At 64.6% G+C, this 11,747-nt stretch carries 10 protein-coding genes and 1 tRNA gene; 7 read left to right on the forward strand and 4 right to left on the reverse strand.

What is annotated here, in order from left to right:
• Nucleotides 1-201: 201 nt before the first annotated feature.
• Nucleotides 202-2,640: a glycogen/starch/alpha-glucan family phosphorylase gene (gene glgP, locus Q0Y09_RS10670; protein ID WP_297721265.1), complete on the forward strand. Its 2,439-nt coding sequence runs from the start codon at nucleotides 202-204 to the stop codon at nucleotides 2,638-2,640.
• Nucleotides 2,641-2,696: 56 nt separating this feature from the next.
• Here glgP and Q0Y09_RS10675 read toward each other — a convergent pair whose 3' ends face one another.
• The 4 genes from Q0Y09_RS10675 to Q0Y09_RS10690 form a co-directional block, all read right to left on the reverse strand.
• Nucleotides 2,697-3,146, reverse strand: a complete 450-nt coding sequence (locus tag Q0Y09_RS10675; protein WP_297721268.1) for a threonine/serine exporter family protein — start codon at nucleotides 3,144-3,146, stop codon at nucleotides 2,697-2,699.
• 13 nt (nucleotides 3,147-3,159) lie between these two features.
• Nucleotides 3,160-3,930 (reverse strand): threonine/serine exporter family protein, encoded by a 771-nt coding sequence (locus Q0Y09_RS10680; protein WP_297721270.1) that lies wholly within the window; start codon nucleotides 3,928-3,930, stop codon nucleotides 3,160-3,162.
• A gap of 262 nt (nucleotides 3,931-4,192) precedes the next feature.
• Entirely contained in the window at nucleotides 4,193-5,575 is a 1,383-nt protein-coding gene (locus Q0Y09_RS10685) for a rubredoxin (protein WP_297721273.1), read from the reverse strand.
• Nucleotides 5,576-5,675: 100 nt separating this feature from the next.
• Nucleotides 5,676-5,822, reverse strand: coding sequence for a hypothetical protein (locus Q0Y09_RS10690; protein WP_297721276.1), 147 nt, complete (start codon nucleotides 5,820-5,822; stop codon nucleotides 5,676-5,678).
• Nucleotides 5,823-5,842: 20 nt separating this feature from the next.
• On the opposite strand from Q0Y09_RS10690, the gene Q0Y09_RS10695 reads away from it, so the two are divergent.
• The 6 genes from Q0Y09_RS10695 (at nucleotide 5,843) to Q0Y09_RS10720 (ending at nucleotide 11,548) form a co-directional block, all read left to right on the forward strand.
• Complete coding sequence (locus tag Q0Y09_RS10695; protein ID WP_297721278.1) at nucleotides 5,843-6,976, forward strand: cysteine desulfurase family protein; 1,134 nt, start codon at nucleotides 5,843-5,845, stop codon at nucleotides 6,974-6,976.
• Nucleotides 6,977-6,981: 5 nt separating this feature from the next.
• Entirely contained in the window at nucleotides 6,982-8,361 is a 1,380-nt protein-coding gene (locus Q0Y09_RS10700) for an MATE family efflux transporter (RefSeq protein WP_297721281.1), read from the forward strand.
• Nucleotides 8,362-8,474: 113 nt separating this feature from the next.
• Nucleotides 8,475-9,044 (forward strand): isochorismatase family protein, encoded by a 570-nt coding sequence (locus tag Q0Y09_RS10705; protein WP_297721285.1) that lies wholly within the window; start codon nucleotides 8,475-8,477, stop codon nucleotides 9,042-9,044.
• 137 nt (nucleotides 9,045-9,181) lie between these two features.
• Nucleotides 9,182-9,258: transfer RNA gene (locus tag Q0Y09_RS10710), tRNA-Val, on the forward strand.
• 301 nt (nucleotides 9,259-9,559) lie between these two features.
• Nucleotides 9,560-10,165 carry a recombinase family protein gene (locus Q0Y09_RS10715; protein ID WP_297721288.1) on the forward strand — a complete coding sequence of 202 codons (606 nt, stop codon included), beginning with the start codon at nucleotides 9,560-9,562 and terminating at the stop codon, nucleotides 10,163-10,165.
• 234 nt (nucleotides 10,166-10,399) lie between these two features.
• On the forward strand, nucleotides 10,400-11,548 hold the full coding sequence (locus tag Q0Y09_RS10720; protein WP_297721292.1) for a transposase: 1,149 nt from the start codon (nucleotides 10,400-10,402) through the stop codon (nucleotides 11,546-11,548).
• Nucleotides 11,549-11,747 lie beyond the last annotated feature (199 nt).

An 11,747-nucleotide genomic window follows, 5' to 3' on the forward strand; every position in this document is an offset into this window, starting at 1 on the left:
ATGTTTAAAACATACCCCCGCCACCCTATGATTTTCCCATGTTATCACTGTCCCACCATACCCACAACCCAGGCCCTGTGAAAACCTTTGGCCCCCAACCCCCTCCCATCCCTAATGAGATGGCCACGCGGCGGGGGCTTCCCCCCGCCGCGAACCGCTCATCCGGCTTTGATATTATCGTTGAAATGGAGACATACGCCAATGCCTACGAAATACACCAAAAAAGAGCTGGAGCAACAGATCATCGGCAAACTTCGCCGGAATTTCGGCCGTGAGGTCGAGGAGGCGACCCCCGTCCACATGTTCCGGGCCTGTGCCCTGGTGCTGCGGGACATCATGTCCGCCAATGAGCTGGCCACTCAGAGCCAGATCCGGGACGCCCACGCCCGTCAGGTCCACTACCTGTCCCTGGAGTTCCTCATGGGCCGTTCCCTGGAGAAGAACGCCTACAACCTGGGCGTCCTGCCCCAGTTGAAGGAGGCGGTGGAGGACCTGGGCTTTTCTGCTCCCGACCTCTTTGAGGTGGAGCCCGACGCCGGTCTGGGCAACGGCGGCCTGGGCCGTCTGGCCGCCTGCTATCTGGAGGCCATGACCACCCTGGAGATCCCCGCCACCGGCTACTCCATCTGCTATGAGCTGGGTCTTTTCAAGCAGAAGATCGTGGACGGCCAGCAGGTGGAACTGCCCGACAACTGGCTGGAGATCTCTGACTGCTGGCTCATCCCCAAGATGGACGAGACCGAGAAGGTCCACTTCGGCGGCACCGTGAAGGACGTGTGGGGCCCCAACGGCAGCCACTCCGTGGTTTACGAGGGGGGCAACGACGTTCTGGCCGTCCCCAAGGACATGGAGATCGCCGGCTACGGCACCAACCATGTCAACGTCCTCCGTCTGTGGGACGCCAAGAGCCCCATCCCCCTGGACATGTCCCTCTTCTCCCGGGGCGAGTACCTGAAGGCCATGGAGCAAAAGGCCATGGCCGAGTCCATCGCCAAGGTCCTCTACCCCGAGGACAACCACTACGAGGGCAAGTCCCTCCGGCTCAAGCAGCAGTATTTCTTCGTCTCCGCCACCGTGCAGCACATCTGCCGGCAGCACAAGGCCGAGTACGGCACCCTGCGCAACTTCCACCAGAAGCATGTCATCCAGATCAACGACACCCATCCCACCCTGGTCATCCCCGAGCTCATGCGCATCCTCCTGGACGAGGAGGGCTACGGCTGGGATGAGGCATGGCACATCGTCACCAACACGGTGGCCTACACCAACCACACCATCATGGTGGAGGCCCTGGAGCGGTGGCCCCAGCAGCTGGTGGAGAGCCTGCTGCCCCGGATCTGGCAGATCCTGGTGGAGATCAGCAACCGCTACCAGGCCCTGCTCAACGACTATTTCCACGGCGACCAGGCCAAGGTCCGGGATCAGGCCATCATCTGGGGCGGCGAGATCCGCATGGCCAACCTGTGCGTGTGCGCCTGCTTCGCCGTCAACGGCGTCTCCGCCCTCCACTCCGACATCCTCAAGCGGGAGACCTTCCACGACGTGTATGTCCGCACCCCGGAGAAGTTCAAGAATGTGACCAACGGCATCGACCACCGCCGCTGGCTCAGCGAGATCAATCCCAAGCTGGACGCCCTCATCCAGGACTGCGGCGGCAAGGGCTACCAGCTCCACCCCGAGCAGCTGGAGTGCCTGCTCAAGCACCAGGACGATTCCTCTGTGCTGGAGCGTCTGGCCGCCATCAAGGCCGAGAACAAGCGGAACTTCGCCGCCCATGTGGCCCGGGAGTCCGGCGTGGTGCTCAACACCGACGCCATCTTCGACGTCCAGGTCAAGCGTCTCCACGAGTACAAGCGCCAGCTCCTGAACGTCATGCACATCATCTACCTCTACCAGCAGATCAAGAACAACGCCCACTTTGACTTCACCCCCCGGACCTACCTCTTCGGCGCCAAGGCCGCCCCCGGCTACTCCGTGGCCAAGGACATCATCCACCTCATCAACTCCCTGTCCCAGGCCATCAACAGCGACCCCGCCTGCAAGGACCGGCTCCAGGTGGTCTTCCTGGAGAACTACCGGGTGAGTCTGGCCGAGAAGCTCATGCCCGCCAGCGAGCTCTCCGAGCAGATCTCCACCGCCGGCAAGGAGGCCAGCGGCACCGGCAACATGAAGTTCATGATGAACGGCGCCCTCACCATCGGCACCCTGGACGGGGCCAACGTGGAGATGCACCAGCAGGTGGGCGACGAGAACATCTTCCTCTTCGGTCTCAAGGCCCACGAGGTCACCGAGATGAAGAACAACGGCTACCGCGCCTATGAGTACTATATGCGGGACAATCTGCTCAAGGCCGTGCTGGACCAGATCACCCACGGCTTCGGCGACGGGGCCAGCTACTCCGACATCGCCAACCGCCTCCTCTTTGGCGCCAACGGCGGCCCTGCCGACGAGTATATGCTCCTGGCCGACTTCCAGAGCTACCGGGAGGCCCACGAGCGGGCTGGCCGGACCTATCTGGACCCCAAGCAGTGGAACAAGATGGCCCTGGTCAACATCGCCAAGTCCGGCATCTTTGCCGCCGACCGTTCCATCCGGGACTACGCCCGGGACATCTGGAAGGTGCCCGCCAAGCAGGGCTGAGCATGCTCAGATGAACACAACAAAAAAGCGTGTGGACCGATGGTCCACACGCTTTTTTATTTCTCCCGCCCCTCCGCCAGGGTCCGGAAGAGCCCCTGGGGCAGCTCGAAGACCAGCAGGATACCCAGCACGATGGCCACCGCGGCCTTCAGGGTGGAAAAGCCCTTCTGGGCCGCCAGGGCCACCTGGTCGGTGACCACATAATAGGCCGTCCAGTAGATGCCGGCCCCAGGCACCAGCGGAAAGATACCTGGGATGAGGAAGAGGGTCACCGGGCACCGGCGGCGCACCGCCGAGTACCGGGAGCAGAACACCACCAGGGCGGTGGCGTCAAAGATGGAGACCACCGTCCCCAGTCCCAGCCGGTCCAGGGACAGCCAGCACAGCCACCCCAGGCCGCCGATGACGCCGCAGCGGAGGTAACAGCTGGGGGGCACGCTGAAAAGGAGGGCAAAGGCGGCGGTCCCCACCGCCGCCGAGAGCACCTGAACGATCCATTCCCACATAGCCATCCCTCCTTTACAGCCCGGTGAGGGCGTGGCGGGCGGCCATGACGGCACCCACCCCGAAGGCGATGCAGAAGGTGACCAGCAGCACGTCCAGCAGCCGCACCGACCCGGCGATGTAGTCCTCGTCGGCGATGTCCCGGATGCCGTTGGTGAAGGCCACTCCGGGCACCAGGGGGATGATGGAGCCAATAATCATCATGTCCAGATGGTGGCCCAGCCCAACCCTGTGGAGCAGGACGGCGGCCAGCGTCACCAGGGCCCCGCCGGTGATATTGGTGGCGATCTTGGAGAGCCGCCCCTTCACCACGAAGAGGAGGTAGAGGTAGAGGAGCAGCCCCACAGCGGCAGCGGCCAGAGCGTCGGCCCAGTCCCCGCCGAAGAGGATGCAGAAGCAGCCGCTGCCCACCCCCGAAGCCAGGACCTGGAGCCAGGCGGGCAGTCGGGGCATGGTCCGGATGGCCTCCAGCCGCTCCATGGCCGCCTCCGGGGTGTGGAGCCCCTGTTCGATCTCCCGGGAGAGCTGATTGACGGCGCTCACCCGGTCCAGCCGGGCTCCCACCAGGGGGATGTGCTTGACCCGGGCGAAGGTCTTTCTCCCCTCTCCCTCGGAGGTGAGGAAGATACCGCTGCTGAGGACGAAGGCTTCCGCCTCCTCCGCGCCGTAGGCCGCCGCAATGCGGTAGATGGTGTCCTCCACCCGGAAAATCTCGGCGCCGCTCTCCAGCAGGATCTCCCCCGCCAGGGCGGCGGCATCCAGGGCCAGGCGGTCGTCTCGCTCCATACGATTCTTCCTCCCTTATGTGGAAAAACCGGAGACGCTTGGGGCGTCTCCGGTTTCAGCTGTCAAAAATACGATATGCTGGAGGGTAGGCAAAAGCCTCGCAGAGTTCCGCCGTCCGCAGACGGCGGAATCAAGTGCAGTTTGTTTTTTCCGGCGACATGCGCGTCGGAAAAAACGCCGCTCAGGCCGCAAACGTGCGAGCGCAGCGAGTGCGATGCAGCGGCCTGCATCCCCTTCGAGCACGTGCCGGCACGTGCGAGAGTCAAAGGGGCTTGAACATGGCCTTGTCCATGCCGCACAGGGGGCAGGTCCACAGCTTGGGCACATCCTCAAAGGAGGTGCCGGGGGCCACGCCCCGGTCCGGGTCGCCGGCGGCGGGGTCGTAGATATAGCCGCACAGCTTGCAGATGTACTTCTGACTCTTGGCGGGGGCGGCGGGAGCGGGGTCCTTCACCAGGGCGGCCACGGAGCGGGCCCAGTCGGCCATGGCGTCCAGGTCGGCCTCGGTGGGGGTGAAGCAGACCTTGAAGGGGGCCTCGGGCAGGGTGAACTTGAGCTGCCGGAGCTGCTCGTGGACCATGCCGGCGGCCTCACCGGTCCAGCCGAAGGAGCCGAAAGCGCCGGCGGCCCGGCCCCGGGTGTTGATGGCGTCCACGGCGTGGACAGCGCCCCAGATGGCCTCGGGGGCGGAGCGGTTGATGGTGGGGGCGCCGAAGAGGACGATGTCGCAGCCGTTCACCAGGGCGGCCACATCGGCGCCCTGGGGGTCCACCAGGTCCACAGCGGTGACCTGGCAGCCGTCGTCGGTCAGCGCCTTGGCGGCGGCCTGGGCCAGGGCGGCGGTGCAGCCGTAGGCGGAGCAGTAGAGGACGGCTGCCGTCTTCACGGTGGGCCGGGGGGCGGGGGTGGCCCACTGGCGGTAGCAGTCCTTCACCTGGTCCAGCGTGGCGGCGGTGAGGCAGGGGCCGTGGCTGGTGCATACCAGCTCAGCTCCGGCGGGCATCTTTTCCAGGCCGTCCAGCACGGCGGGCTTGAAGGGCCCGAAAATGCAGTTGAAGTAGTTGCGCAGCTCTTCCTCGTAGGCCCGGCGGTAGACGGCGTGGATGCCGGTGTCCATCATGGAGGGTTCACAGAAGTGGGCCCCCAGGAAGTCGCAGGTAAAGAGGGTCTTGTCCGCCTCGTCCCAGGTGAACATGGAGTCGGGCCAGTGGAGCAGAGGGGCGGAGAGGAAGGTGAGGGTCTTGCCGCCCAGGTCCAGTGTGTCTCCGTCCTTCACCACCCGGCAGGGGAAGTCCTCGTTGGCGATGCAGCTCAGGAACTTCTTGGCCGAGGCGGAGCAGAGCACCGTCAGCCCGGGGCAGCGTTCCAGCAGGGCCCTGACGCCGCCGGAGTGGTCGGGCTCGGTGTGGTTCATGATGAGGTAGTCCACCTTCTCGATGGGCATGACCTCCTCCACATTCCGCACCAGCTCGTCGAAGTAGTCCTTGTGGACGGCCTCGATGAGGGCGGTCTTCTCCCCGCCGGTGACCAGGTAGGCGTTGTAAGAGGTGCCGTACTTGGACTCCATGACGATGTCGAATACCCGCAGGGCGGGGTTCTGAATGCCCACAGACCAGATGTTTTCCCGGAGCTTGATCGCGCTCATATTGATGTCCTTCCTTTCCGGGCGGGACCCTGCCCGCCCTGCAAATCCTTGTAATCTTCTCGGGATTTAGTATAGCTTTCCTGACCGCCGCTGTCAACCGTCATCCCGCCGCAAAACCACCAAAAAGCACGCTGAAACGCCCCGTTTCCCGCCGCCTCTTGACGGTTTTCTCCGGGGGCGGTAGAATATTGTTTGCCTGTGGACCGGCGGGGCCGTTCTCCGCCATGACCCACACGATTTCAGCCATGAGAAGGAGCGCGGGAGCACATGATCTATCTGGACAATGCGGCCACCACCAGGGTCTGCCCGGAGGCGGCCCAGGCCGCCCTGACCGCCATGACGGAGGGCTTTGGGAATCCCTCCTCCCGGTACGCCCACGGAGCGGCGGCGGCGGAGCGGCTCCGGGCAGACCGGGCCGCAGTGGCGGCGGCGGTGGGCTGTCTGCCGGAGGAGCTCTTCTTCACCTCCTGCGGCACCGAGGGGGACAACTGGGCCGTCCGGGCCGCCGTGGAGCACGGCAGGCGGAAGGGTCGCCACATCATCACCACCGCCATCGAGCACACCGCCGTACTGGAGCCCATCCGGGCCCTGGCCGGCGAGGGCTGTGAGGTGACCTACCTGCGCCCTGACCGCCATGGCCACATCTCGGTGGACGACCTGGCCGCCGCCCTGCGGCCGGACACGGTGCTGGTGTCCATGATGCTGGTCAACAATGAGCTGGGAACCCTCCTCCCTGTCCGGGAGGCGGCGGCGGCCATCCGTGCCGCCGGCTCCCCCGCCCTCCTCCACACCGACGCCGTCCAGGCTTTTTTGAAGGTCCCCTTCACCCCCAGGGACCTGGGGGTGGACCTGCTGACCATCAGCGGCCACAAGGTCCGGGCCCCCAAGGGCATCGGCGCCCTCTACATCCGTAAGGGTCTCAAGCTCAAGCCCCTGCTGCTGGGGGGCGGCCAGGAGAGCGGCCTGCGTCCCGGCACCGAGCCCACCGCCCAGATCGCCGCCCTGGCCACCGCCTGCAACGCCTGGCTGCCCCACCGGGAAGCCTATACAGACCGTATGGTTCAGGTCAAAAATCACTTTTTGGATTCCTTTTCCGCCGCCCTTCCCCAGGGCGTGGTGGTGAGTCCCGGGGACGCCCCCCACATCTGCGCCGTCTCTCTGCCGGGCTACCCCAGCGAAATGCTGGTGCGGGAGCTCAGTGACCGGGGCATCTGCGTCTCCTCCGGCTCGGCCTGCCACCGGGGCAAGCCCAGCCATGTCTTTGCCGCCACTGGCCGGCCCAAGGGGGAGCTGCTGGGGGTGCTGCGGGTGTCCTTCTCCCCGGAGAGCACGGCGGAGGAGTGTGACGCGCTGGTGGAGGCCCTGACGGAGATCTGCTCCGCCCGGGTCTCCGCCCGGTGACGCCCATGCTGGCCCATATGAGGCAGGGCAGGGCCTTTTACCGGGACGTGGTGACCCTGGCCCTGCCCATCGTGGCCCAAAACCTCATCACCACCTCCCTGGGTCTGGTGGACACCTTTATGGTGGGGGCCCTGGGAGAGGCCCCCCTGGCGGCGGTGACCCTGGCCAACATCCCTGTCTTTGTCATTCAGCTGGTCATCTTCGGCCTTCAAAGCGGCTCCTCCGTCCTCATCAGCCAGTACTGGGGCAAGGGGGACACCGACAGCATCAGCCGGGTCATCGGCGTGGGCTGCTATGTGGCCGGGGCCATCTCGGTCCTCTTTGCCCTGGCCATGTGCGCCTTCCCCCGGCAGCTCATGGGCCTGCTCACCAACGACCCGGCCCTGGCCGCCCTGGCCGCCCAGTACGCCCGCATCGTGGGGCCGTCCTACATCCTCAACAGCATCACCGGCGTCTATGTGGGGGCCCACCGCAGCATGGAGCACCCCCGGCTGGGCCTGGTCATCTTCTCCATCTCCATGTGTACCAACACCCTCCTCAACTGGGTGCTCATCTTCGGCAACCTGGGCGCCCCCCGGCTGGAGGTCGTCGGCGCCGCTGCGGCCACCCTGCTCTCCCGCGTGGTGGAGTTTCTGGTCATGGCGGTGTACGCCCTCACCAACCGCCGCTTCCGTCTGCGGCCCGGCCTGGTCCTCCGCCCCGGAACCGAGCTGCTGTGGCGCTTTTTCCGCTATTCCGGCCCGGTGGTGGCCAACGAGACCCTCTGGGGCCTGGGCACCTCCCTCTATAAGGTCGTCATGGGCCACATGGAGGGGAGCACCGAGATCCTGGCCGCCCGGGCTCTGGCCGGCAACATCGAGGACATCTGTACCGTGGCCGTCTTCGCCATCAGCGGCACCACCGCCATCATCGTGGGCCGGGAGATCGGCGCGGGCCGGGGCAAGGATTCGGTCTATCAGGTGGGGGCCGCCATGGACACCCTGGCCCTCCTGTGTGGCGGCGTGGTCGGTCTGCTGCTGTGTGCAGCCGCCTGGTGGGTGCTGCCCTGGGCGGTCTATCCCATCTTCCACCTCTCCCCCTCCGCCGCCGGGACGGCCACCATGATGCTCACCTTTACCGGCGTTTTTCTGGCCCTCCGGGCCTTCAACAGCAACAACACCGTGGGGGTCCTCCGGGGCGGCGGCGACGTCCGTGCCGCCATGCGCATTGATATCCTCCCCCTCTGGTGCGTGGCCCTGCCCCTGGCCGCCCTCTTCGGTCTGGTTCTGGAATGGGGGATTTTCTGGGTCTATGTGGGGATCACCATGGAGCAGGTTACCAAGTTCGGCGCCGGCCTGCGCCGGTTCCGCTCCCGAATCTGGATCAACGACATCACCCGGGCCTGAGGGTTCAGTTCCGCTTGAAAAAAGCCCACCAAACTGCTATCATATAAAGAGCAGCCCGGTCCATATGACCGGGCAGAGCCAAGAGGGGCCACGTCCCGGAAAGGAATATGCGCATGAATCAAGCCGATCTGCTCACCCGCTTCCACCTGGACGCGGAGGACGCCGTCCTCCTCATCATCGACGTCCAGACCAAGCTCATGGCCGCCATGGAGGAGACCCCCCGGGTCTTCCGGAACACCGGCATCCTGCTCACCGCCGCCAAGGCGCTGGACATCCCCGTGGTGGTCACCGAACAGTACCCCAAGGGCCTGGGGCCCACGGCCCCCGAGGTGGCCGGTCTGCTGCCCCCGGAGGTCCGCATGCTGGAAAAGTCCTCCTTTGACGCCGCCCGGGACGGTCTTCTCCCGGTGCTGGAGGGGCTGGGCCGCCGCAGCGTCATGGTCTGCGGCACCGAGACCCACGTTTGCGTCTACCAGACGGTCCGCAGCCTGTTGGAGCAGGATTACCGGGTCTTCCCCATCGGGGACGCCATCTGCTCCCGGACCCCCTGGAACTACCAGAGCGGGCTCGCCCTGATGGACCGGATGGGCGCCTGTGTCCTCACCGCCGAGGGCGCTGCCTTCGACCTCCTGAAGGTCTCCGGCACCCCCGCCTTCAAGACCGTCTCCGCCGCACTGAAATGACCGGCAGGGCGGGCCCGGACGGTGCGTCCCCAGAGCCCGCCCGCCGTCTGTTTTCCGCCCTGCAAAATTTTTCTCTCTTTTTTGCGTACAGCCCTTGACACTTGTCCAGAGGTGTGGTATTATAATCTACGCTGTCTGGACGATTAGCTCAGCTGGTATGAGCATCCGCTTGACGTGCGGGAGGTCACAGGTTCAAGTCCTGTATCGTCCACCAGAAAAGCCGCTGTTTTCTTTCGAAAACAGCGGCTTTTTGATTTTTGCGGCGCTTGGATGCCAGAGACCGCCGCTGACCACAGGAAAAGCCACGGACAGAGAAAAAGGCCGCCCTTCGGGACTTGCTCCCGAGGGGCGGCCTTTTTTGTTTTTCAGCCCGCCTTTCTCCCGGCGCGCTTGGGCAGGCCAGCGGCAGAAAACTTCATGGGCACATGGCCAATTTTGCTATGCTTTTGCATCGCAAAAATCAAATGAGAAAATAGAGGGGATGGATCCACGACGACAAAAAGGGGGAAATTGTTTTGGCGGAACAGGTTTACGGATACATCCGGGTCAGCGCAAGGGACCAGAATGAGGACCGTCAGCGGATCGCCCTGGGCGAGGCGGCGGTCCCGGAGAGGAACATCTACATAGACAGGCGCTCCGGCAAGGATTTTGAGCGGCCGGAGTACAAAAAGCTCCTGCGGAAATTAAAAAAAGACGATCTCCTCTATATCAAGAGCATTGACCGTCTGGGGCGCAACTATGCCGAGATCCTGGAGCAGTGGCGGGTCCTGACCAAAGAAAAGGGGGTGGACATCGTGGTGCTGGATATGCCTCTGCTGGACACCCGTCGGGGCAGGGACCTGATGGGGACCTTCCTCTCCGACATTGTCCTGCAGGTGCTGTCCTTTGTGGCCGAAAACGAGCGCGACAATATCCGCCAGCGGCAGGCCGAGGGCATAGCGGCGGCAAAGGCGCGGGGCGTGCGGTTCGGGCGGCCCCCGAAACCGCTGCCGGAGAATTACCACAGCGTCTACCAAAAATGGAAGCAGGGGGAGCTTACCGGAACGGCGGCGGCAGGCGCGTGCGGGATCCCCCTTTCCACCTTTCGCTACTGGGCGCAGGTGTATGAAAAAGGCACATAATTCCAGGCGGACGGCTTTGTAAAAAGGTCTACTTTTTTGCGCCTTGAGATTTTGGAAAAAGTTTTTGTGGAAAGGCTTATTTTCGGCTGGATCGGGACGATAAACGTAATGTGAGAGTGACGCGGACGGACTTACAAAAAAGTAGGCTTTTTTGTAAGCAGGCAAAAGCCGTCTTGCAGAAGTGCGTGGACAGGAGTGTGAGCGGAGATGCCGGGAAGGCCCAAGGAGCGTGGCGTGCAAAGCGGACGCTCAAGCTGGCACACCGTGTTCAAGGTCCCCGTCTATCCCACGCCGGAGCAGGCGGAGCTGATGGAGAAGACCTTCGGATGCTGCCGCTACCTCTGGAACCACATGCTCTCCGACGTCCAGGAGTTCTACGCAGCCACCGACGTCCATTACCTCCCTACCCCGGCGCGGTATAAAAAGGGGGCCCCATTCCTCAAGGAAGTGGACAGCCAGGCCCTCTGCGCCGTACATCAGAGCCTGCGCAAAGCCTACCTGGACTTCTTCCGAAATCCGAAGGTGTTCCAGTACCCCAAGCCCAAGACCAAGAAGGCCCGCAAGGAGTCCTTTACCGTTTACAGCCGCCCCTATCACACCGGCCCCTCCATCCGTCTCACCGACGCCGGGCTGCAAATGCCCAAGCTGGGGCTGCTTCGGGTCAGGCTGTATCGCAAGCCGCTGCATTGGTGGTCGCTGCGGTCCGTGACCATCACCAAGACGAAGACCGGGAAGTATTTCTGTTCCATCACCTTCGGATATGAGACGAAGACCCCGGAGCCCGTCTCCCCCACCCCAGAGCGGACGGTGGGCCTCAACTACTCCATGGCCCGCTTCTACGTGGACAGCAATGGGGACAGCCCGGAGCTCCCGCCCCAGATGGCAGCCGCCAGGGAAAAGCTGGCCCGGATGCAGAGCCGGCTGTCCCGGATGCAGCGGGGCTCCAAAAATTACGAAGCGCAGCTCCAGAGGGTCCGTCTCCAGTATGAGCACATCGCCAACCAGCGCCGGGACTTCGCGCACCAGCAGAGCAGGCGGATAGCCAACGCCTGGGACGCCGTATGTGTGCGGAGTGCGGACCTGAACGCGATGGCCCGGCAGCTCCAAGGCGGAAACGTGCTGGATGCCGGTTTCGGCATGTTCCGGACGTTCCTGCGCTACAAGCTGGAGCGGCAGGGCAAGCAGTACATCGACGTGGACCCCTACGCGCCCGCCGCCAAGACCTGCCACGCCTGCGGCGGCGTGAACGGCCAGCTGCCGCCCCGGGCCAGGACCTGGGTGTGCCCCCACTGCGGGGCGCAGCTCATCCGCGACGAGAACACTGCCCGGAACATCCGGGACCTCGGCCTTGCAGATCTTTCCCGGCGCTCAGGGGCCGCCTGAGCCCTCCAAACCTCCCCGCTATGCCGGTCGGGACGCCGGTGAAGGCCCATGCGCGCGGCGGAGTGGCCCTCTGATGTTCCCAACTGGCGGCGTTGCGGGAGTGGAACCCCCCGCAGGGCCAGCGGGGACCCGGGGCGCCGCCCCCGACGCCCCCCCGGCGGAGCCGTCACCCCCCGCGCGCCCAGCGTACAGAGGAGAG

It is taken from the genome of Intestinimonas sp. (assembly GCF_026169115.1).
In the GTDB taxonomy this organism is placed as follows: Bacteria; Bacillota; Clostridia; order Oscillospirales; family Oscillospiraceae; genus Intestinimonas.

What these genes read in the sequence shown, in the direction of transcription:
- glgP (WP_297721265.1), top strand. Translation starts at nt 202, where the DNA reads ATGCCTACGAAATACACCAAAAAAGAGCTGGAGCAACAGATCATCGGC.
- Q0Y09_RS10675 (WP_297721268.1), bottom strand. Translation starts at nt 3,146, where the DNA reads ATGTGGGAATGGATCGTTCAGGTGCTCTCGGCGGCGGTGGGGACCGCC.
- Q0Y09_RS10680 (WP_297721270.1), bottom strand. Translation starts at nt 3,930, where the DNA reads ATGGAGCGAGACGACCGCCTGGCCCTGGATGCCGCCGCCCTGGCGGGG.
- Q0Y09_RS10685 (WP_297721273.1), bottom strand. Translation starts at nt 5,575, where the DNA reads ATGAGCGCGATCAAGCTCCGGGAAAACATCTGGTCTGTGGGCATTCAG.
- Q0Y09_RS10690 (WP_297721276.1), bottom strand. Translation starts at nt 5,822, where the DNA reads ATGGCTGAAATCGTGTGGGTCATGGCGGAGAACGGCCCCGCCGGTCCA.
- Q0Y09_RS10695 (WP_297721278.1), top strand. Translation starts at nt 5,843, where the DNA reads ATGATCTATCTGGACAATGCGGCCACCACCAGGGTCTGCCCGGAGGCG.
- Q0Y09_RS10700 (WP_297721281.1), top strand. Translation starts at nt 6,982, where the DNA reads ATGCTGGCCCATATGAGGCAGGGCAGGGCCTTTTACCGGGACGTGGTG.
- Q0Y09_RS10705 (WP_297721285.1), top strand. Translation starts at nt 8,475, where the DNA reads ATGAATCAAGCCGATCTGCTCACCCGCTTCCACCTGGACGCGGAGGAC.